Below are 20,402 nucleotides of genomic sequence, written 5' to 3' on the forward strand. Positions count from 1 at the left end.
CGGCGCCGGTTCCGCGTCCCCGTCGCGATCGGCGGGCCCACGGGTCAGTCGGCGGCGCCCGTCGGCCGGGTCCGGTGCACGCTGCGTACGGCCGCCACGTCAGCCGGGACCGACGGGGGCGGGATGTGGGCGCTGTGGGCGGCGAGGCGGCGCTTGACGCTGGCGGCGATGCCCTCGCCCAGGACGAAGCGGGTGGCCGTGGTGGCACGAGGGGCCGTGTCCAGGAGGCGGTGGGCCTCGCGGCTGCGCATGCCGGTGTGGGTGAGGACGAGGTGGGTGAGCCGGTGTCCGGGGGTGCTCGCGAGGACGTCCGCGATCGTCTCGGCGGCCGCCAGGTCCACCCGGTTGTCCGCAGCGCCGAGCACGGCCGCCGCCCGCACCCGGCCGAGGTCCAGCAGGTGCACCCCGGCCGCTGTCGCCGCCGCGACCAGTCGGGCCGCGGCCGTCGGACCGATGCCGTTGCTGGCGACGGACAGCCGGGTGAGCCGTCCGTGCGGCGCCCGCTCCAGCGCCGCCGCGAGGTAGAGCGCGCCGCCGTCGCCCAACCGGGCCGCGGACACGTACAGTTCGTCGACCGCGCCCGCCGCGATCACCTCGACGAGCGATCGCGCCCCGGCCTCCCCCAGCGGGTTCCCGCCGACGAACAGCCGCTCGATCCGCCGGCCGTTCCCGGCCGCGGCCGACAGCGCGTCGGCCAGGACAGCGGCACCGGCTGCGTCGAGCCCGGTCTGGACGAGGTCCAGGGTCCGCAACGACCGTGCCGCGTCGATGAGTTCGGCGGCCGCCCGGCCGCCTCCGCCGCCGAGCGGGTTGCGCTTGAGCCACACCCCCGTGACGACCTGCGGCGAGGCCCGCAGCTGGTCGGCGATCCGGCAGGCGCCGCCCTCGGTGACGCCGTTGCAGCCGAGGTAGAGGGTCTCGACCCCGGTGCCCGCACCGGCCACCGCGGCGGCCCCGTCGTCGCCCAGCGCGTCGGTGCCCAGCAGCAGGTGCCGTACCGGAGAAGGCCCTTGGGACAGCGCGTCGGCGACCATCGCGGCGCCCTCGGCGCCCAGGGCCTGCTTGCACAGGTCGAGCCGCCCGTCGGGCAGCGCCGTACCCGCCGCGAAGTCGAGCCGCTCCCCCGCCGGCCGCCCGGCCCGCAACCAGTCGAGGAGCGGGGCGAGTTCGGCGGCAGGGCGCGGTACGACGTACGGCACGCCCGCGAAGCGGGCCCCCGCTCCCTCGCCGTCCGCGCTCACCACTCCGCCTCCCGGTAGTCCTTCAGGAACACCCCGGACACGGGGTCGCCCGCCTCGCCGCGCACGATCGGGTCGTACACGCGGGCCGCCCCGTCCACGATGTCCAGCGGCGTACGGAACCCGGCCCGGGCCATCCGCTCCTTCTTCGGCGCCGGGTTCTCGTCGGTGATCCAGCCGGTGTCGACGGCGCACATGTGCACACCCTGGTCGGCCAGTTCGGCGGCGCTCGTGCGGGTGAGCATGTTGAGGGCGGCCTTGGCCATGTTGGTGTGCGGGTGGCCCGCCATCTTGTTGCGGACGGTGAAACGGCCTTCGACGGCCGTCACGTTGACGACGTACCGGCGTGGGTGCGGGGAGGCCAGCAGCAGGGGCAGCAGCCGGTCGCACAGCAGCGCCGGCGCGAGCGCGTTCACGAGCTGGGTCTCCAGGACCTCGGCCGGGTCGAGCGCGCCGAGCCGGGCCGACCAGGAGTTCTCCGGGGACGGATCGGGCAGCAGTCCGGCCTCGTCGGCCTCGCGCAGCGCGACCGGCAGGGACGCGGCACCGCCCTCCAGCATCCGCGTCGAGGCGAAGCCCGGCGCCCGCCGCGCCCCCTCGGGCAGCGCGTCCCGCTCTCCGGCGGCGAGGAGGGCGTACGACTCGGGCGGTCGGCGTACGGTCTGTGCGGCGTTGTTGACGAGGATGTCCAGGGGATGGCCCTCCCGGCGCAGTTCCTCGCACAGGCCCAGCACCTGACGCGGGTCGCGCAGGTCGACGGCGATCACGGTCAGCCGGTGCAGCCACTGCTCGCTGCCCGGCTCGGCCCGGAAGCGCCGCACGGTGTCGTGCGGGAAGCGGCTGGTCACCAAAAGCTCCGCGCCGTCGCGGAGCATCATCAGGGCCAGCTGGAAGCCGATCTTCACGCGACCGCCGGTGAGCAGCGCGCGGCGACCCGCGAGGTCGGTGGTCAGAGCGCGGCGGGCGGTGTTGTCGGCGGCGCAGGAGGGGCAGAGGCGGTGGTAGAACGCATCGACCTGTCGATAGGACGACTTGCAGACATAGCAACTGCGCGGCTTGCGGAAGACGCCCGCGTCGCCCGACACGGCCAGCGGCGCGTCCTCGCGCCGGTCGGCGGCGCCGGTCGCGGTGGCCGCCATCGCGTCGGCGTCCGCGGCGGCCGTCTCGGCGCCCCGCGCTTTGCGGCGGCGCAGCCGTCCGTCGCGGGCGAAGGACGCGGCGACCTGCTCGGCGCGCAGCCGCACGGGGTCGTCGACGGGCAGCTCGCGCAGCCTGCCGACCGTGCGGTGGAAGGCGGCCAGCTCGTCCTCGTCGATCACGTCACCCATGCGTCCCCGCCCCCGTTCGTGCCCTGCCGTGGGCCGGGTCGGATTCGAACCGACGTTCCCTTCATGCGATGAAGGTGCGCCTGCCACTGCGCTACCGACCCCTGTGCGATGGGCCCCGGCCGGATTCGAACCGGCGTATCCGCCTTGAGAGGGCGGCGAGTCTGCCTCTGCTCCACAGGGCCCCGGACGCAGCCCGGGGACCGGATTCGAACCGATGTGTTCCGCCTGGGCAAGGCGACGCGCCTGCCGCTGCGCTACGCCCGGGTGCGCTCCGGGATCCTAGCCGCACTCCCGGCCGGTCCGCTCATCGGTTTTCCACGCGCCTGATCGCCAGCCGCTCCTTCTCGGAGAGGCCGCCCCAGACGCCGAAGCGTTCGTCGTTGGCCAGGGCGTACTCGAGGCAGGCCGAGCGCATCTCGCACATACCGCAGATGCGCTTGGCCTCCCGTACCGAGCTGCCCGGCTCGGGAAAGAAGAAGTCCGCCCCGGTCTGTGCGCACAGCGCCTGCGCCTGCCAGGCGGGGTCGGCCGGGGTGATGGTGTCGGTGTGCATGGCCGAGAGCGTGCCGGGCCGCGAAAAACGTTCGATCAACGCGGGATCAACGGCGCCGTTCATGGCCCCCGGGCCGCCTCGATGGTCCTCCCCCGGACACCCGCGCGCACGGCGGCGCGCGGAACGGGTGGGCCCGGCGTGCAGTCGTGCGGGTGCCGGCCCCGGGGAGGTGTCGGTGACATGTTCTCGGCGTCCCGGCGGCGATTGTCAGTGGGCGGTGCCAGACTCGGCAGTGCAGGCAACGGGACCCCTCGAGGAGGGCAATGATGCTCACGACCCGTTATGTCACCGGCGCTCCGAACTGGATCGACCTCGGCACCCCCGACATCGACGGCGCCACTTCCTTCTACGGCGGCCTGTTCGGCTGGGAGTTCAGGCCGGGCCCGCCCGAAGCGGGCGGTTACGGCTTCTTCCAGCTCGGCGGCCGGACCGCCGCCGCCGGTATGCAGACCGCCCCGGACCAGGGCCCGCCCTCCTGGACCGTGTACTTCCAGACCCCGGACGCGGACGCCACCGCGAAGGCGGCCGAGCAGGCGCACGGCTCGGTGCTGATGCAGCCCATGGACGTGATGGACCAGGGCCGCATGGCGATCCTCGCGGACAAGGCCGGCGTGTCCTTCGGCATCTGGCAGCCCGGCCGGAACAAGGGCCTGGACGTCACCCAGGAACCGGGCACGCTGTGCTGGGTCGAGCTGTACACCGCCGATCTGCCGATGGCCGCCTACTTCTACCGCGCGGCGCTCGGCCTGGAGACCTACGGGGTCGAGTTCCCCGGCGGCACGTACACGACGGTCCTGCCGGACGGTCAGGGCGAGGACGCCATGTTCGGCGGCATCGTCCCGCTGGCCGACGACCCGTTGGAGGCCGAGGCGGGGGCGTACTGGATGCCGTACTTCGAGGTCACCGACACCGACGAGACGGTCGCGAAGGCTCAGCGGCTGGGCGGCGGCGTCCGGCTGCCCGCCACCGACGTGCCGGGTGTCGGACGGATCGCCAAGCTGGCCGACCCCTACGGCGCCCGCTTCGCGGTGATCAAGAGCGAGCCGCAGCAGTCCTAGGGGCGAGAGGCGTACCGGGGGACGGGCGTCACGCCGAGGCGCGCCGCACCAGCGTGGTGGGGAGCACGACACCGGCCGGTGCGGCGTCCGCGTGCCCGGGGTCGAGGCTTCGCAGCAGCAGGCGGGCCATCAACCGCCCCATCTCCTCTATGTCCTGACGGACCGTCGTCAGGGGCGGGTCGGTCTGTTCGGCGACCGGCAGCATGTCGTCGAAGCCGATCACGGCCACGTCCTCGGGCACCCGGCGCCCGCGTTCGCGCAGCACGCGCAGGGCGCCGGAGGCGGTGAGGTCGTTGGCCGCGAAGACCGCGTCCAGGTCGGGGCACCGGTCGAGGAGTTCCCGCATCGCCCGCTCGCCGCCGGCGGGGGTGAAGTCGCCCGGCACGACGAGCTCCGGACCGTCCTCCCCGACGACTTCCCGGTAGCCGTCGAGCCGGTCCACCGCGGAGGTCTGGTCGAGGGGGCCGCTGATGTGCGCGACGCGGGTGCGGCCGAGGCCGAGGAGGTGCCGTACGGCGTCGCGGGCACCGCCGCGGTTGTCGCTGTCGACGTACACGGCGTCCGCCGTGCCGTCGCTCCAGCCGGGCCGCCCGCCGAACACCGTGGGGACACCGGCCCGTTGGATCAGTCCGGGCAGCGGGTCGTCGAGGTGCAGGGAGAAGACGAGCGCGCCGTCGACGTGTCCTCCGGCCAGGTAGCGCGCGACGCGGGTGTGGTCGTCGCGGCCCTCGGTGAGCAGCAGGACGAGCTGGTTGTCCTGGGCCGTGAGCTCCTTGCTGATCCCCCTGAGCTGAAGGGCGAAGAAGGGGTCGGCGAAGACCCGGCTCTCGGGTTCGGCGACGACGACGGCGACGGCGTGGTGCCGCCGGGTGACGAGGCTGCGGGCGGCCTGGTTGGGCACGTAACCCAGCTCCTCCACGGCCTTGCGCACCCGCTCCACCAGCGGCTCCCTGACCCCGTCCCCACCGTTCACCACCCGGGACACGGTGGCCCGGGAGACCCCGGCCCGAGCGGCCACGGCCTCCAACGTGGGACGCGGCGCGGTGTCGTTCACTTCGGGCTCCTCGTCGGCGGGGTGCGGATCAGGATAGCCCCGCGCGAGGATTCCATTGAGAGCGCTCTCCAGCGGATCACCCCCGCGTGAGAAGCGAGTCACCCGACCATGATCCGTCAGTGGTGGTGCCCGGCCCCGCCCTCGGCGCTCTGCCGCTCGGCCCCGCCCGCCGCGTTCCGCCCCTCCGCCCGCTCCCCGCCGTGCTCGTGCGGCTCGTACCCCGGAATCGTGCCGTCCGTCTTCTTCACCAGGAACAGGCCGACCATCCCCATGTCCGAGTGGCTCTGGACGTGGCAGTGGTACATCCACGCGCCCGGTCCGACCCCCTCCCCCGCGATCACCTGGAAGCCGAAGGAGTCCGCCGGTCCCACGATCTTGTTGTCGATGACCTGGCTCGGGTCGTCGGGGCCGGTGAGCATGCCGGTGCGGTTGTCCGCCCAGCGATGACCGTGCATGTGGAAGGTGTGGTAGTACTCGCCGTGCGTGATCATCACGAACTCGACCCGATCACCCACCGTGGCCTCGAAGTCGGGCCCCGAGTGCGCCGGCTTGTTGTTGATGAGCATGTCGTTGAAGACGATCGTGTGGGTGGCGTCCGGCAGGACATCGCCCTTGCGGCGGACGATCACCGGACCGTAGAGGCCCTTGCGGATGCCCCCGGTGCCGTGCTCCGTACCGACCACGTGGTCGTGGTAGTGCCAGTAGCCCGCGCTGCCGGCCCGCCAGGTGCCGTCGCTCCGGCGTCCGGGCAGATGGGTCCGCCAGGTGTAGGTGCGGGTGCCGCCGGGCTCGACGTCGCTGTGGTTCAACGCCGTGCCGTCGCTGGAGATCTCGTAGTCGAGACCGTGGACGTGCAGACTCGCCCTGACGTCCAGGGTGTTCTCGAACTCGATGTGCAGCGTGTCGCCCTCGTTGAGCTCGATGAGCGGGCCGGGGACCGTCGCCTTGCCCTTCTCGAGGCCGTATCCCAACTGCCCGTCGGCGAGCTTCTCGGCGTACAGCTTGATCCGCTTGACCTCGCCGCCCGGGGCGGCCTGCGCGGGACCGGCGTCACTGCGGGCCTCCGGCGCGAGTGACAACGATGTCGCGACCGCCGCGCCGCCGAGCAGCACCCGCCGGTTGAACCCGCGTCTGTTCAGCGCGTCCATGCAGAACTCCCCACCCTGATACGGAATGTGCTGAGGCGTGCCTGTGATGAACCTGTGAGACGGTACCGGCCCCCGAGCCGTTTATCCACACTCAGGACAAAGTTCGTGCGATCCCGGTCATAGGTATTGGCGTGTGACGCAAAGCGGTCTAGCTTCCTTGGCGCTGTTGCTGTGACCGAGGAGGTGCCCATGCACTTACGAGGGTTGAGCGCGAGAAGCGGAGGAACGACGAGAAGACGGGTCTGGCCGGCGACCGTGACCGCGGGGGTCCTTGCCGCCGGGCTGATGTCCGGCCCGGCAGCGGGGGCCGCGCCACCGCCCGAACCCATCGCGACAACGATGTCCGTCAAGTCGCCCCCGGGCGGCGGGGATGTGCGGGTGCTGGTCTTCTACGGGTCCGCGGCCGCCGGGGAGGAGTCCCCGGTCGTCAACGCGGGGATCGCGGCCATCGAGCGGATCGGGCTCTCGGGCCCGGCGAACCAGCGGTTCGAGACCGAGGCCACGGACGACGCCCGGGTCTTCACCGACGGGACGGCGCTGAGCGGTTACAACGCGATCGTCTTCCTGACCGGCGGCGGCGATGTCCTCGACCCCGACCAGGAGGCCGGTCTCGAGGCCTACATGGAGGCGGGCGGCGGCTTCGTCGGCATTCATGACGCGGCCCGCGCGGAACCGTACTCCGACTGGTTCACCGGGCTCGTCGGCGCCCGGCCGGCCAGCACCAGCCCAACGGCCGTACAGCGGGCCACCGTCGAGGTCGGCGACCGGCAGCATCCGGCGACCAAGGACCTGCCGGTGCAGTGGAAACGCCCCGACCAGTGGTTCAACTGGGCGAAGAACCCGTCCGGCGACGTGCACACCGTCGCCCGGGTCCGCGAGTCCACCTACCAGCCCGGCACGGGCGCCAACGGCTGGGACCATCCGGTGAGTTGGTGCCGCGACTACGACGGCGGCCGGTCCTTCTACACCGGCATGGGCGGCACGGCGTCGTCGTACGACGAGACCGACTTCCGCGCCCATCTGCGCGGCGCGCTGCTGTGGACCAGCAGGCTGGTGCAGGCCGACTGCAAGGCGACCATCAACCGCAACTACAAGGCCGAGCGGCTCACCCAGCCCAACCAGCCAGGTCAGAACGACCAGATCGGCGAGCCGCACGGCCTGGTGACCGCGCCCGACGGGCGGGTGCTCTACATCGGCCGGGGCGGCGCCGACTCCTCCCAGCCCGTGATCACCGACTGGAACAACCCCGACATCGGCAAGGGCAAGGGCGAGATCCACGTCTACGATCCGAAGACCAGGAAGGTCACCCTCGCGGGCGCGCTGACCGTCTTCGGCAACAAGGGCGGCGGCGACGAACTGGTCAAGGTCGAGGAGGGCCTGCTCGGGATCGAGCTCGACCCGCGCTTCGAGGAGAACGGCTGGGTGTATCTGCACTACACCCCGCACTCCCGGCTCAACCGCGACACCCGCATGGCCGAGCGGCGGGTCTCCCGCTTCACGCTCGACCTCACGACGAACAAGCTGGACCTGAGCAGCGAGAAGGTCCTGCTCAAGTGGCCGGTCCAGGTGCACAGTTGCTGCCACGCGGGTGGCGGGATGTCCTGGGACTCCAAGGGCAACCTGTACATCGCGACCGGCGACAACAACTCCAGCGGCTTCAGCGGTGGTTACTCCGGCAACAACCCGCAGCCGAACTACAAGGGCGTCTCCTTCGCGGACGCGCGCCGCACCGCCGGCAACACCAACAACCTCAACGGCAAGATCCTGCGCATCCATCCGGAGGCCGACGGGACGTACACCCTGCCCGCGGGGAACCTCTTCACCGGCCAGGAGACCGACGAGGGCGGCGGCAAGACCCGCGGCGAGATCTATGTGATGGGCGTCAGGAACCCGGCCCGGATCTTCGTCGACAAGAAGACCGACATCCTCTACGCGGGGTGGGTCGGACCGGACGCGGGCGCGCCCTCGACGACCTGGGGTCCCGCCAAGTACGACACGTTCGCCGTCATCACCAGGGCGAGCAACCGGGGCTGGCCGTACTGCATGGGCAACAAGCAGCCCTACCGGGACCGCAACCTGCCCGATCCCGACCAGCCGCTGGGCTGGTACGACTGCGACCACCCGAAGAACGAGTCGCCCAACAACGACGGCCTGGTCAACCTGCCGCCCGTCACCGGCAACACCATCTGGTACTCGCCCCAGGGCGGCGCCCCGGACTACCCGCGGGACGCGAACGGCATCCCGTCCTACAAGCAGGAGGAGGCCAAGTACCTGCTGCCGTGGCTCAAGGGCGGTGGTCAGGCCGCGATGAACGGGCCGGTCTACCGCTACGACACCGCGGCCGCGGCCAGCACCGTCAAGTGGCCCTCGTACTGGGACGGCAAGTGGTTCGTCGGCGACTTCTACGACGCCGACCAGCCGCGCAACGCGGTCATCACCGATCCGAAGACCCACAGCGAGGGCGGACTCCCGGTCCACTCCGAGTCACTCAAGAAGATCGTCCCGGTCGGCAACGACGGCATCAAGAACCTGATGGACTGGAAGTTCGGTCCGGACGGCGCGTTGTACGTCCTCGACTACGGGCGCGGTTTCTTCACCTCGGACGCCAAGTCGGCGCTGTGGAGGGTCACTTACCAGGGCGGCGGACCGACCCCGGCCGCCGGACAGCTCGCGAGGGGAGGGCAGTGATGCGGCACCGAAGAACTCTGACGGTCCTGTTGGCCGCCGTGCTGATGATGCTCGGCCTCCAGTCGACGTCCGAGGCACGGCCCGGCACGACGGCCCCGGCGGCGGCCCAGACACTCACCTGGACCGCCGGCGACGACATCACCAAGTACACCTCCGCACCCACCACCGCCGTCGCCGGCACGGCCACGATCGTCTTCGAGAACAGCACGGCCACCGGCAACACCACCGGTATGCCGCACACGTTGACCTTCGTGACCAGCGACCCCGAGTTCAACAACGACGTCCAACTCAACATCCTCGCCAACCCGAACGACGACATGGGCGGCCGTCACACCGCCGAGGTCACCCTCACCCCGGGCCGCTACTTCTACCACTGCACGATCCCGGGCCACGGGCAGATGCAGGGCATCCTGGTGGTGACCGAGGGCACCGGCGAGGACACCACCGCCCCGACGGCCCGTGCCGAGGTGACCGGCACGCGGAACGCGCAGGGCCAGTACGTCGGTTCGGCGAGCGTGGCCCTCACCGCGGCCGACGAGGCCGGCGGCTCCGGCGTCGACCGGATCGAGTACGCGATCGGGGACACGGGCGCCTGGCAGCCCTACACCGCCCCGGTCGTCGTCGACCAGGTCGGCGACCACACGGTGCGGTACCGGGCCGTCGACAAGGCGGGCAATGTCTCCGCCGAGCAGAGCGCGGCCTTCACAGTGGTCGCTCCGCCCTCCGACGACACCGTCGCGCCGGACACCTCGGCGACGGTGAGCGGCGAGAGGAACCCGGACGGCACCTACATCGACATGGCCACGGTGACCGTGTCGGCCTCCGACACCGGATCCGGGGTCAACACCATCGAGTACGCGGTGAACGACGGGAGTTGGCAGCCGTACACCATGCCCGTGATGGTGCACCAGGTCGGCTCCCACACCGTGCGCTACCGGGCGGCCGACAAGGCGGGCAACGTGGCCGCCGAGAAGAGCGTGCGGTTCACGGTGGTCGCGGCGGCCCCGCAGGACACCGTTCCGCCGGTGACCGGTGTGACCGTGGAGGGCACCCGGAACTCCGACGGGGCGTACGTGGGCAATGCCAGGGTGACCGTGAACGCCACCGACGAGGGCGGTTCGGGTGTCTCCGGTGTCGAGTACTCGATCGACGCCGGACCCTATCTGGCGTACTCCGCTCCCGTGGTCGTCGACCGGGCGGGCACCCACACGCTCGCGTACCGCGCGACGGACAAGGCGGGCAACACGTCCGCCGCGCGCACGGTGACCTTCACGGTGGTCTCCAGTCAGGTCCCCGCACCCAACTGCGCCGAGCTGGACGAGCGGTTGACGGTGATCGTCGGCACGGTCGACTCCGGAGTGCCGAACCGGATCACCAACAGCCGGTGCCGCATCAACGAGTTGATCGAGGACGAGAAGGAGTGGACGTCCCACGCGCTCTTCCTCAAGCATGTGAAGACCGTCCTGGACAAGCTCTTCCGGGAGGGCGTGCTCGACGAGCGGGAGTACGACGCGATCGACGCGGCGGCCCGTGAGTCCGGGATCGGCAGGCCCGGGCAGACCGAGGGCTACCGCACGATCCTCGACGGCAGCGCGGCCTCCTTCGCCAAGTGGCAGCAGGTGGGCGGCGGTTCGTTCGCGCCGAACGGCGACGGGTCCATCACCAGCGGCACCACGAAGGCGGGCCTCGGCATGCTGTGGTTCCCGGAGCGCACGTACGGCGACTTCTCGCTGAAACTCCAGTGGCGGGACGATGCTCCGGGCCCCGGGAACGCCAACTCCGGTGTGTTCGTGCGGTTCCCGTGGGTCCACGACCACCCGGAGGAGCCGCGGCCGGAGTGGGCGGCCATCAAGTACGGCCACGAGGTGCAGGTGTTCGACTCGCCGTCCGGCGACATGTACAAGACCGGGTCGGTCTACGGCTTCGACCGGGTGGGGCTCGCCGGTGCCGGCGTCACCCAGAAGGGCACCTGGAACGACTACGAGATCCGCGTGGTCGACCAGCACTACTCGGTCTTCCGCAACGGCGTGCTGATCAACGAGTTCGACAACATCGGCGGCCAGGACTTCTACCCGGCGCGCTCGGACGACCCGGGCACGGACGGGCGGCGGTTCGCCTCCGGCTACATCGGACTCCAGGTGCACGGCACGACGGACGTGGTGTCGTACCGGGACGTCAGGATCAAGGAGTTGTAGGAGGCGCCTTCTTCGAAGCGGCCCGGCTCGGCTGTACCCGCTTGGGCTCCCCCGGCATCTTCGGATACTCGGGCGGGTACGGCAGATCACCCAGGCCGTGGTCGTGCTCGTCCTTGCGGGCCAGTTCCAGCAGGGGCTCCAGGGAGAACGCGTGATCGTCCATGTCCGCGTGCACGTCGCCGAGTTCGGCGAAGCGCGCGGGCATGGTCGCGATGTCGAAGTCCTGGGGGTGCGCCTCGCCGACCTCCTCCCAGCGCAGCGGCGCGGAGACCGGGGCGTGCGGGCGGGGCCGTACGGAATAGGCGGAGGCGATCGTGCGGTCGCGGGCCGTCTGGTTGTAGTCGATGAAGATGCGCTCGCCGCGCTCCTCCTTCCACCACTTGATGGTCACGTGCTCCGGCATCCGGCGTTCCATCTCCCGGCCGACCGCGATCGCGGCCCGGCGCACCTGGGTGAAGGTCCAGCGCGGTTCGATGGGCACGAAGACGTGCAGGCCGCGGCCGCCGGAGGTCTTGGGCCAGCCGCGCAGACCGCCGAACTCCTCCAGTACCGCCCGCAGTTCATGAGCGGCGCGCACGGCGTCGTCGTAGTCCGTGCCGGGTTGCGGGTCGAGGTCGATGCGCAGTTCGTCGGGGCTGTCGACGTCGTCGCGGCGGACCGGCCAGGGGTGGAAGGTGAGCGTGCCGAACTGGGCGGCCCACAGCACGGCGGCCTCCTCGGTGGGGCACATCTCGTCGGCGCTGCGGCCGCTGGGGAAGGTGATGTGGGCGGTCGGGATCCAGTCGGGCATGTTCTTGGGCGCCCGCTTCTGGAAGAAGTTCTCGCCGGTCACCCCGTCCGGGTAGCGCTCCAGGGTGGTGGGGCGGTTGCGCAGGGCGCGCAGGATGCCGGGGGCGACGGCCTGGTAGTAGCGGGCCAGGTCCAGCTTGGTGAAGCCGCGCTCCGGGAAGAAGATCTTGTCCGGGCTGGACAGCCGTACCGTCCGGCCGCCCGCCTCCAGTTCCACCGCGTCACCCATGCGGCCACGGTAGGCCCCCGGAGCGAAGCTCGCATATCAGGCGAAATGCACCACCGCCCAGCAGAATCAGGACCATGGATCTGCCGGTGATGCCCCCTGTGAAGCCCATGCTCGCCAAGTCGGTGGCGAAGATCCCGCCGGACATGCACTACGAGGCGAAGTGGGACGGGTTCCGGGCGATCGTGTTCCGGGACGGGGCCGAGGTCGAGCTGGGCAGCCGTACCGGCAAGACGCTGACCAGGTATTTTCCCGAGCTGGTCGAGGCCCTGCGGGAGCGGCTGCCGGAGCGCTGTGTGATGGACGGGGAGATCGTGATCGCGCGGGAGGGGCACCTCGACTTCGACGCGCTGAGCGAGCGGATCCACCCGGCGGCCTCCCGGGTGCGGACGCTGGCCGAGCGGACCCCGGCCTCCTTCGTCGCCTTCGACCTGCTGGCGCTCCAGGACGAGTCCCTGCTGGACGTCCCGCTGGCCGGGCGCAGGAAGCTCCTCACCACGGCGCTGTCCGGGGTCACGGCCCCGGTGCACCTCGCGCCCGCCACGACCGACATCGGTGTGGCACAGCGGTGGTTCGAGGAGTACGAGGGCGCGGGCCTGGACGGGGTCATCGCCAAGCCGCTCACCGGGCGCTACCTCCAGGACGAGCGCGCCATGTTCAAGGTCAAGCACGAGCGCACGGCGGACGTGGTGGTGGCCGGCTACCGGCTCCACAAGAGCGGCCCGGTCGTCGGCTCCCTGCTGCTCGGTCTCCACGACGACCGGGGCACGCTCCAGCACGTGGGCGTGTCGGCGGCCTTCCCGATGAAGCGGCGCGCCGAGCTGATCGACGAGCTGGAGCCGCTGCGGATGGCGGACGCGAGCGGGCACCCGTGGGCGGCCTGGGCGGAGGAGGCGGCCCACGAGAGCGCCCGGCTGCCCGGGGCGCCGAGCCGCTGGTCGGGCAAGAAGGACCTGTCGTGGGTGCCGCTGAGGCCGGAGCGGGTGGCGGAGGTGGCGTACGACCACATGGAGAACGGCGTACGGTTCCGCCACACCGCCCGCTTCCGCCGCTGGCGGCCCGACCGGACCCCCGAGAGCTGCACCTACGCGCAGCTGGAGGAGCCGGTGCGGTACGACCTGGACGAGATCCTGGGCTGATGACCGTCGAGGTCAGGGCTTCATCAGCACCTTTACCATGCCGTCCTGCTTCTTCTGGAACATCTCGTACGCGCGCGGGGCGTCCGACAGCGGCACGTGGTGGGTGGCGAAGTCGTCGACGCCGAGCGGGTCCTCGTCGGTCAGGTACGGGATGATCTCGTCGCTCCAGCGCCGCACGTTGGCCTGGCCCATGCGGATCTGGATCTGCTTGTCGAACATGGTGAGCATGGGGAGCGGGTCGGCCATCCCGCCGTAGACGCCGGTCAGGGACAGCGTGCCGCCGCGACGCACCAGTTCGATCGCGGTGTGCAGGGCGGCCAGCCGGTCGATGCTGAAGCGCTCGGCGAAGGGCCCGCTGATCCGCCTCGGCAGCAGGGCCGAGGCGTTCTGGGCCAGCCGGGCGGCCGCGCTGCCGTGGGCCTCGGTGCCGACCGCGTCGATCACGGCGTCGGGTCCGCGTCCGTCGGTCTCGTCGCGGATCGCCTGGACCAGCTCCTTCTCGTTGTCGAAGCTCCTGAGGTCGTACGTCTCCACACCCCGCGCGCGTGCCCTGCGCAGCCGTTCGGTCACCAGGTCCACGCCGAAGACGCGCCCGGCGCCGCGCACCTGGGCGACCCGGCAGGCCATGTCGCCGATGGGCCCGAGGCCCAGCACCGCCACGCTGCCGCCCTCGGGGATGTCCGCGTAGGCGACGGCCTGCCAGGCGGTCGGCAGCACGTCGGAGAGGTAGACGAAGCGGTCGTCCGGCGGGCCCTCGGGGACCTTGATCGGCCCGTACTGCGCCTGCGGGACACGCAGGTACTCGGCCTGGGCCCCCGGCACCGCGCCGTACAGGCGGGTGTAGCCGAACAGGGCGGCGCCCATGCCCTCGCTGGTGACCTGGGTGGTCTCGCACTGGGTCGGCAGGCCGGTCATGCACATCCAGCAGTTGCCGCAGGCGATCTGGAAGGGCACGACGACGCGGTCGCCCGCCGCGAGGTCGGGCACCCCGGCGCCGACCTCCTCGACGATGCCCATGGGTTCGTGGCCGAGGATGTCGCCCGGTGTCATGAACGGGGTGAGCACCTCGTAGAGATGCAGGTCGGAGCCGCACAGCCCGGTGGAGGTGATGCGGATGACGGCGTCCGTCGGCTCCTTGATCTTGGGATCGGGCACCTCTTCCACCCGTACGTCCCGCTTGCCCTGCCAGGTCACAGCCTTCATCGCCCGGCACTCCCTCCGTCACATCGCGTCTCGCGTGTCGGTCCTGGGGTCGGCGCCCCGGGTACCCGGGGCGCCCGCCGCCGAACCGCGATCCGGGACTGATCGACCTACTGGACGCGACCGATCAGAATCAGACGGGTATGGCCACCAAAGAACTTATAAGCGCACAATCGATGACACGAGACGGGTGCGGTTGGCGCGCAGGGCACAGAGGGCGGACACGGTGGACATGGCGGACAAGGCGGGCAAGAGACCCGGGGCGCGTGCGAGACGCGCCCGTACGACGGCGGTGCTCCTCCTGGCCGCGACGGGCCTCTTCGTCGCGGGCTGCACGGACCAGGGGGCGCCCCGCGTCCCGGCCGACGACGGCCGGGGCCGGATGGACACCTCGGAACCGAGCGCCTCGGCACCGACCCCGTCGGCATCCACCCGGCAGGCCGATCACCCCTCCCCGCTCGCCGTGAAGATCGACAACGTGCGGGCGGCGCGGCCGCAGACCGGCCTGGACTCCGCGGACATCGTCTACGCCGAGCAGGTCGAGGGCGGGCTCAGCCGGCTCATGGCGGTGTACGCGACCAAGCTGCCGAAGGCCGTCGGCCCGGTGCGCAGCGCCCGCGAGTCGGACCTGGAGCTGCTGCGCCAGTTCCACGAGCCGACGCTCGCCTTCTCCGGCGCGCAGGGCAAGCTGATGCCCCTGATCAACCGGGCGCCCCTGGACGCCCGCACCCCCGAGAAGGCGTCCGACGCCTACTTCCGCGGCGTCGGCAAGGCCATTCCGCACAACCTCTACCTGCGCCCCGCGCGCCTGATGCCCACCGCGCCGGGCGCGGACGCGCTCACCACCGGCTTCCGCTACGGCCCCGCGCCCGCCGGCGGCGCCAAGGACACCTCGGAGACGGTGCGCTTCCCGGCCGCCCGCTTCACCTTCACCTGGTCCGCGAGCCGGGAGCGCTGGCTGGTCTCGCTGGACGGCACACCGGACGTGATGACCGACGGGAAGCGGCTGGCCCCGGCGACGGTCGTGATCCAGTACGTGAAGGTGCGCAAGTCCGCCTTCCACGACTTCCTCGGCAACAACACGCCGTACACGGTGACGGTCGGCTCGGGGAAGGCGAAGGTGCTGCGCGACGGCCGCGCCTACGACGTGAACTGGAAGCGGGCGAAGGCGACGGACGGCACGCGGTTCACCGCGAAGGACGGCTCGCCGGTGAACTTCGCGAAGGGCCAGGTGTGGGTGGTGTTCGCGAAGGCGTCATGAGCCGCGCCGGAACGGGACGCGGACGGGATCAGGGCCGGCTGACCAGGGGTTCCGCCGGATTGCGCAGCCCTTCCGCCGCGTCCGAGACCCGGCGGATCAGCTCGAAGAACAGGTGCTGCTCGTCGGCGGAGAGCGGGGCCAGGAAGACCTGGTTCATCCGGGCCGTGCGCACGGTCAGCTTGCGGTGGGTGCGCACGCCGTCCTCGGTCGGGCGCAGCAGGAAGCGGCGGCCGTCCTGCGCGTCGCGGACCTTGTCGAGCAGTCCGCGCCGGCCGAGCCGGCTGACGACCTCGGCGATGGTGGACCGGTCGAGCCCGACCCGCTCCCCCACCGTGCGCTGGTCGAGGCCCGGCTCGGCGACGAGCGCGTTCAGGACCGCGAACTGCGGCGAGGTGATCTCCTCGGAGACCATCGTGTTCCACAGCAGGTAGTGCGCCTGCTGGAGCCGCCGGGCGAGGTGCCCGGGGTGGGTGGTGAGGTCCACCGCGGCCATGTGCGCTCCCGAGTCGAAGGGGTCGGTGCAGGAAGATTTGGTTGGTGCACTGAAGAGTAAGGGAACCTTGACGACAGGCTGCCACAGTGGCAGCTTAAGAGGAACCTCGCCAAATACTCAGTGCACTGAGCAAATGAAGAGATGCGGCTCATGACCCTCACCCAGCACGACATCGACCAGGAAATCGCCGCCGAGCACGCCGCCTACGAGAAGCGGGTCGCCGACGGGGCGCCCGTCGAGCACCACCCTCGGCGCGACTACACGCCCTACCGCTCCTCGGTGCTGCGGCACCCGAAGCAGCCGCCGGTCACCATCGACGTCTCCAAGGACCCGGAGCTGGTGGAGCTGCACTCCCCGGCGTTCGGGGAGCGGGACATCACCGAGATCGACAACGACCTGACCCGGCACCACCGCGGGGAGCCCATCGGCGAGCGGATCACCGTCTCCGGGCGGCTGCTCGACCGGGACGGCCGTCCCGTGCGCGGGCAGCTGATCGAGATCTGGCAGGCGAACTCCGCCGGGCGCTACGCCCACCAGCGCGAGCAGCACGACGCCCCGCTGGACCCGAACTTCACCGGCGTCGGCCGCACCCTCACCGACGACTCCGGGTTCTACCGCTTCACCACCATCCAGCCCGGCCCCTACCCGTGGCGCAACCACGTCAACGCCTGGCGCCCCGCCCACATCCACTTCTCCATGTTCGGCACGGCGTTCACCCAGCGCCTGGTGACCCAGATGTACTTCCCGAGCGACCCGCTCTTCCCCTACGACCCGATCATCCAGTCGGTGACGGACGACGCGGCACGGCAGCGACTGGTGGCGACCTACGACCACAGCCTGTCCGTACCGGAGTTCTCGATGGGCTACCACTGGGACATCGTGCTCGACGGGCCGAACGCCACCTGGGTCGAGGAAGGACGCTGACCTGCCATGACGAAGATCGACACCAGCTCGCCCGAGAGCCTGCTGCCCACCCCCTCGCACACCGTCGGCCCCTTCTACGGCTACGCGCTGCCCTTCCCCGGCGGCGGTGACATCGCGCCCGTCGGCCACCCGGACACCATCACCGTCCAGGGCTACATCACCGACGGCGAGGGCAACCCGCTGCCGGACGCCTTCGTGGAGCTGTGGGGCCCGGACCCGGACGGCAACCTGCCGACGACCGACGGTTCCATCCGGCGCGACCCGGCGACCGGCGGCTACCTCGGGCGCAACGGCGTGGAGTTCACCGGCTGGGGCCGGATCCAGACCGACGCCAACGGGCACTGGTACGCGCGCACGCTGCGGCCCGGCGCGCGCGGGCAGAGCGCCCCCTACCTCAGCGTCTGCGTCTTCGCGCGCGGTCTGCTGGTGCACCTGTTCACCCGCATCTACCTGCCGGGCGACGAGACGGCCCTCGCCGCCGACCCGCTGCTCGCCGGCCTGGCCGCGGACCGCCGCGACACGCTGATCGCCACCGACACCGGCCACGGGACGTACCGTTTCGACATCCGCCTTCAGGGCGAAGGCGAGACGGTCTTCCTGGAGTTCCAGTGACTTCTCCCGATCCGGACACCGGTCTGCTCGCCCCCGGGTGGGCAGGCTCCCCCGCCGCCTCCGCGGCCTCCGACGGCGCCCTCCTCCAGGCGCTGCTGGACGCGGAGTCCGCGCTGACCCGGGTGCAGGCCCGGTCGGGTCTCGCCCCGGCCGGGGCGGCCGAGGCGGTGGCCGGGGCGGCCCACGCGGACCGCTTCGACGTACGGTCCCTCGCCGACCGTGCGCGCGCCGGCGGCAACCCCGTCATCCCCCTGGTCGCCGACCTGACGCAGGCGGTCGGCGAGGAGTACGGCCCGTCCGTGCACCGGGGCGCGACCAGCCAGGACATCCTGGACACGGCGATGATGCTGGTGGCCGTACGCACGCTCGAACCGGTGCTGGCGGACCTCGACCGAGTGCAGCGGGCCCTCGCCCGGCTCGCCGCCGAGCACCGGGACACCGTGATGCCGGGACGGACCCTGACCCAGCACGCCGTGCCGACCACGTTCGGGCTGAAGGCGGCCGGGTGGCGTGCGCTGGTGCTGGACGCACGGGACCGGACCGACGCCGTACGGTCCGCGCTGCCCGCCCAACTGGCGGGCGCCGCCGGCACGACGGCGGCCTTCACGGCGTACGGCGCCCAGGACCCCCTGGCTCTCACGGCGGCCTTCGCCCAGGAACTGGGCCTGCGGGCGCCGGACCTCCCGTGGCACACCCTGCGCACCCCGATCGCCGATCTCGCCGGATGCCTGGCTTTCACGGCCGGAGCACTCGGGAAGATCGCCGCGGACGTGCTGGTGCTGGGCCGGACCGAGATCGCCGAACTCGCCGAGGGCAGCGGCGGCGGTTCCTCCGCCATGCCGCACAAGGCGAACCCTGTCCGGTCCACGCTGATCGCGGCCGCCGCCCGGCGCGCTCCCCAGCTCGCGGCCACGCTGTACGGCTCGATGGCCGCCGAGGACGAGCGGCCGGCCGGGGCCTGGCACGCCGAGTGGGAGCCGCTCAGGGATCTGCTGCGGCTGGTCGGCGGCGCCGCCCGGGACACTGCCGAACTCACCGAGGGGCTGCGGGTGAACGTAGACGCCATGCGCCGGCACCTCGGCCTCACCCACGGGTTGATCGTCTCCGAGCGGCTCTCCGCCGAGCTGGCCCCCGTGCTGGGCCGGGCCCGCGCCAAGGAACTGCTCACCGAGCTCGCCCGACGGACCTACACCGAGGGCCGGTCACTGAGCGAACTGCTCGCCCAGGAGCCGCAGTTGAAGGACGTCGACCTCGGCGAGCTCACCGACCCCGCCCGCTACACCGGATCCGCCGGAGCCCTCACCGACCGTGCCCTGGAGCGACGTTGACCGAGAAACTCCTCAACCACCGTACCGAGGGCGCCGCTTCCGCTCCCCCGCTGCTGCTCGGGCCCTCCCTGGGGACGTCGTACGCCCTGTGGGACAAGGTGGCGCCCGAGCTGTCCATCAGCCACCGGGTGGTCCGCTGGGACCTGCCCGGGCACGGCGGTTCGGCCGCCGACCTGATCTCTCCCGGCGCCACGGTGGGCGACCTCGCCGACCTGGTCCTCACCCTCGCCGACTCGCTCGGCATCGAGCGGTTCGCGTACGCCGGGGTGTCGCTGGGCGGTGCCGTCGGTCTGCATCTGGCCGTGCACCACCCGGAGCGTCTCGAGTCGCTGGCGGTGATCTGTTCCTCGTCGCACTTCAACGGCAGCAAGCCGTGGCAGGAGCGGGCCGAGCGGGTCCGCCGGGAAGGGCTGGAGTGGCTGCTGGAGAGCGCGAACTCCCGTTGGTTCGCCGGGGACTTCACCGACCCGGTGCTCGTACGGGACCACGCCGAGGCCGACCCGCGGGCCTACGCCGCCTGCTGTGACGCCCTGGCCGCCTTCGACCTGCGCGACCGGCTGGCCGGGATCTCCGCGCCGACCCTGCTGATCGCGGGCCGCCAGGACCCGGCGACCCCGCCGCCCCACCTGCGGGAGATCGCCGACGCGGTGCCGCGCGCCACCCTCGTCGAGCTGCCGGGGGCCTCGCACCTGGCACCGGCACAGTGCCCGGAGGCCGTGCTCACCACCCTGCGGGCCCACCTCGACGGCGGCGCCCGGCGCGGCATGGAGGTGCGGCGCGAGGTGCTCGGGGACACCCACGTGGACCGGGCGCAGTCCCGCCAGACCCCGTTCACCGCCCGCTTCCAGGACTTCATCTCGCGCTACGCGTGGGGCGAGATCTGGACCGACCCGACGCTCAGCCGCCGCGAGCGCAGCATGATCACACTGACGGCGCTGGTCGCCCACGGCCACTACGACGAGCTGGCCATGCATGTACGCGCGGCCCGCCGCAACGGCCTCACGCCGGACGAGATCGGGGCCGTACTGCTCCAGACGGCCGTGTACTGCGGGGTTCCGGCGGCCAACTCGGCGTTCGCCACGGCCCAGCGGGTGCTGGCGGAGGAAGCGGAATCGGAAGGGTGACACCGGCAGGGGCAGGCACGGGTGACGTGACCTGCCTACGGTGG

General features: G+C 71.7%; 17 protein-coding genes and 3 tRNA genes. 9 read left to right on the forward strand and 11 right to left on the reverse strand.

What is annotated here, in order from left to right; translation table 11 throughout:
- Positions 1-44: 44 nt before the first annotated feature.
- From OHN19_RS06750 to OHN19_RS06775, 6 genes are all read right to left on the reverse strand, one after another.
- Positions 45-1,241, reverse strand: a complete 1,197-nt coding sequence (locus OHN19_RS06750) for a ribonuclease inhibitor (protein ID WP_330263267.1) — start codon at positions 1,239-1,241, stop codon at positions 45-47.
- Entirely contained in the window at positions 1,238-2,566 is a 1,329-nt protein-coding gene (locus OHN19_RS06755) for an SDR family oxidoreductase (protein ID WP_330263268.1), read from the reverse strand. The genes OHN19_RS06750 and OHN19_RS06755 overlap by 4 nt, the downstream gene beginning before the upstream one ends.
- 29 nt (positions 2,567-2,595) lie before the next feature.
- Positions 2,596-2,667, reverse strand: a tRNA-Ala gene (locus OHN19_RS06760).
- 9 nt (positions 2,668-2,676) lie between these two features.
- Positions 2,677-2,748, reverse strand: a tRNA-Glu gene (locus OHN19_RS06765).
- A gap of 9 nt (positions 2,749-2,757) precedes the next feature.
- Positions 2,758-2,831 (reverse strand) — tRNA-Gly (locus tag OHN19_RS06770).
- A gap of 39 nt (positions 2,832-2,870) precedes the next feature.
- The gene (locus OHN19_RS06775) at positions 2,871-3,119 is read right to left on the reverse strand and encodes a WhiB family transcriptional regulator (protein WP_330263269.1); all 249 of its coding nucleotides are present in this window, start codon (positions 3,117-3,119) and stop codon (positions 2,871-2,873) included.
- A 266-nt stretch (positions 3,120-3,385) separates the two neighbouring features.
- Between OHN19_RS06775 and OHN19_RS06780 the strand changes: the two genes are divergently transcribed.
- Positions 3,386-4,177 (forward strand): VOC family protein, encoded by a 792-nt coding sequence (locus tag OHN19_RS06780; RefSeq protein WP_123765315.1) that lies wholly within the window; start codon positions 3,386-3,388, stop codon positions 4,175-4,177.
- 28 nt (positions 4,178-4,205) lie between these two features.
- Here the strand turns inward: OHN19_RS06780 and OHN19_RS06785 are convergent, their stop codons facing one another.
- Positions 4,206-5,231 carry a LacI family DNA-binding transcriptional regulator gene (locus OHN19_RS06785; RefSeq protein ID WP_330263270.1) on the reverse strand — a complete coding sequence of 342 codons (1,026 nt, stop codon included), beginning with the start codon at positions 5,229-5,231 and terminating at the stop codon, positions 4,206-4,208.
- Between the two features lie 116 nt (positions 5,232-5,347).
- Complete coding sequence (locus OHN19_RS06790) at positions 5,348-6,379, reverse strand: multicopper oxidase domain-containing protein (protein WP_330263271.1); 1,032 nt, start codon at positions 6,377-6,379, stop codon at positions 5,348-5,350.
- Between the two features lie 189 nt (positions 6,380-6,568).
- On the opposite strand from OHN19_RS06790, the gene OHN19_RS06795 reads away from it, so the two are divergent.
- Together OHN19_RS06795 and OHN19_RS06800 are read left to right on the forward strand one after the other, a co-directional pair.
- Positions 6,569-9,067 (forward strand): ThuA domain-containing protein, encoded by a 2,499-nt coding sequence (locus tag OHN19_RS06795; RefSeq protein ID WP_330263272.1) that lies wholly within the window; start codon positions 6,569-6,571, stop codon positions 9,065-9,067.
- On the forward strand, positions 9,067-11,262 hold the full coding sequence (locus OHN19_RS06800; RefSeq protein ID WP_330263273.1) for an OmpL47-type beta-barrel domain-containing protein: 2,196 nt from the start codon (positions 9,067-9,069) through the stop codon (positions 11,260-11,262). The genes OHN19_RS06795 and OHN19_RS06800 overlap by 1 nt, the downstream gene beginning before the upstream one ends.
- On the opposite strand, the gene ligD is transcribed toward OHN19_RS06800, so the two are convergent.
- Positions 11,249-12,280, reverse strand: a complete 1,032-nt coding sequence (gene ligD / locus OHN19_RS06805) for a non-homologous end-joining DNA ligase (RefSeq protein ID WP_330263274.1) — start codon at positions 12,278-12,280, stop codon at positions 11,249-11,251. The genes OHN19_RS06800 and ligD overlap by 14 nt on opposite strands.
- Positions 12,281-12,354: 74 nt before the next feature.
- On the opposite strand from ligD, the gene OHN19_RS06810 reads away from it, so the two are divergent.
- Positions 12,355-13,416: an ATP-dependent DNA ligase gene (locus tag OHN19_RS06810; RefSeq protein ID WP_330263275.1), complete on the forward strand. Its 1,062-nt coding sequence runs from the start codon at positions 12,355-12,357 to the stop codon at positions 13,414-13,416.
- A 12-nt stretch (positions 13,417-13,428) separates the two neighbouring features.
- Here the strand turns inward: OHN19_RS06810 and OHN19_RS06815 are convergent, their stop codons facing one another.
- The gene (locus OHN19_RS06815) at positions 13,429-14,619 is read right to left on the reverse strand and encodes a zinc-dependent alcohol dehydrogenase (protein ID WP_330263276.1); all 1,191 of its coding nucleotides are present in this window, start codon (positions 14,617-14,619) and stop codon (positions 13,429-13,431) included.
- Between the two features lie 229 nt (positions 14,620-14,848).
- On the opposite strand from OHN19_RS06815, the gene OHN19_RS06820 reads away from it, so the two are divergent.
- Positions 14,849-15,877: a DUF3048 domain-containing protein gene (locus tag OHN19_RS06820; protein ID WP_330263277.1), complete on the forward strand. Its 1,029-nt coding sequence runs from the start codon at positions 14,849-14,851 to the stop codon at positions 15,875-15,877.
- Between the two features lie 28 nt (positions 15,878-15,905).
- Here the strand turns inward: OHN19_RS06820 and OHN19_RS06825 are convergent, their stop codons facing one another.
- On the reverse strand, positions 15,906-16,370 hold the full coding sequence (locus OHN19_RS06825; protein WP_330263278.1) for a MarR family winged helix-turn-helix transcriptional regulator: 465 nt from the start codon (positions 16,368-16,370) through the stop codon (positions 15,906-15,908).
- A gap of 150 nt (positions 16,371-16,520) precedes the next feature.
- Between OHN19_RS06825 and pcaH the strand changes: the two genes are divergently transcribed.
- From pcaH to pcaD, 4 genes are read left to right on the forward strand one after another with little or no spacing between them, the layout of a single operon-like run.
- Positions 16,521-17,294, forward strand: coding sequence for a protocatechuate 3,4-dioxygenase subunit beta (gene pcaH, locus OHN19_RS06830; RefSeq protein ID WP_330263279.1), 774 nt, complete (start codon positions 16,521-16,523; stop codon positions 17,292-17,294).
- Positions 17,295-17,300: 6 nt separating this feature from the next.
- Positions 17,301-17,906, forward strand: coding sequence for a protocatechuate 3,4-dioxygenase subunit alpha (gene pcaG, locus OHN19_RS06835; RefSeq protein WP_330263280.1), 606 nt, complete (start codon positions 17,301-17,303; stop codon positions 17,904-17,906).
- Positions 17,903-19,234, forward strand: a complete 1,332-nt coding sequence (pcaB, locus tag OHN19_RS06840) for a 3-carboxy-cis,cis-muconate cycloisomerase (RefSeq protein ID WP_330263281.1) — start codon at positions 17,903-17,905, stop codon at positions 19,232-19,234. Before pcaG ends, pcaB begins: the two co-directional genes overlap by 4 nt.
- Positions 19,231-20,358 (forward strand): 3-oxoadipate enol-lactonase, encoded by a 1,128-nt coding sequence (pcaD, locus tag OHN19_RS06845; protein ID WP_330263282.1) that lies wholly within the window; start codon positions 19,231-19,233, stop codon positions 20,356-20,358. The genes pcaB and pcaD overlap by 4 nt, the downstream gene beginning before the upstream one ends.
- The last annotated feature ends 44 nt before the right edge of the window (positions 20,359-20,402 follow it).

Source organism: Streptomyces griseorubiginosus, from assembly GCF_036345115.1.
In the GTDB taxonomy this organism is placed as follows: domain Bacteria; phylum Actinomycetota; class Actinomycetes; order Streptomycetales; family Streptomycetaceae; genus Streptomyces; species Streptomyces griseorubiginosus_C.

Coding starts and splice junctions, on each gene's coding strand:
- pcaH (WP_330263279.1), top strand. CDS start 16,521: ATGACCCTCACCCAGCACGACATCGACCAGGAAATCGCCGCCGAGCAC.
- OHN19_RS06790 (WP_330263271.1), bottom strand. CDS start 6,379: ATGGACGCGCTGAACAGACGCGGGTTCAACCGGCGGGTGCTGCTCGGC.
- OHN19_RS06795 (WP_330263272.1), top strand. CDS start 6,569: ATGCACTTACGAGGGTTGAGCGCGAGAAGCGGAGGAACGACGAGAAGA.
- OHN19_RS06780 (WP_123765315.1), top strand. CDS start 3,386: ATGCTCACGACCCGTTATGTCACCGGCGCTCCGAACTGGATCGACCTC.
- OHN19_RS06820 (WP_330263277.1), top strand. CDS start 14,849: ATGGCGGACAAGGCGGGCAAGAGACCCGGGGCGCGTGCGAGACGCGCC.
- OHN19_RS06755 (WP_330263268.1), bottom strand. CDS start 2,566: ATGGGTGACGTGATCGACGAGGACGAGCTGGCCGCCTTCCACCGCACG.
- pcaG (WP_330263280.1), top strand. CDS start 17,301: ATGACGAAGATCGACACCAGCTCGCCCGAGAGCCTGCTGCCCACCCCC.
- OHN19_RS06810 (WP_330263275.1), top strand. CDS start 12,355: ATGGATCTGCCGGTGATGCCCCCTGTGAAGCCCATGCTCGCCAAGTCG.
- OHN19_RS06800 (WP_330263273.1), top strand. CDS start 9,067: ATGCGGCACCGAAGAACTCTGACGGTCCTGTTGGCCGCCGTGCTGATG.
- OHN19_RS06815 (WP_330263276.1), bottom strand. CDS start 14,619: ATGAAGGCTGTGACCTGGCAGGGCAAGCGGGACGTACGGGTGGAAGAG.
- OHN19_RS06775 (WP_330263269.1), bottom strand. CDS start 3,119: ATGCACACCGACACCATCACCCCGGCCGACCCCGCCTGGCAGGCGCAG.
- OHN19_RS06825 (WP_330263278.1), bottom strand. CDS start 16,370: ATGGCCGCGGTGGACCTCACCACCCACCCCGGGCACCTCGCCCGGCGG.
- ligD (WP_330263274.1), bottom strand. CDS start 12,280: ATGGGTGACGCGGTGGAACTGGAGGCGGGCGGCCGGACGGTACGGCTG.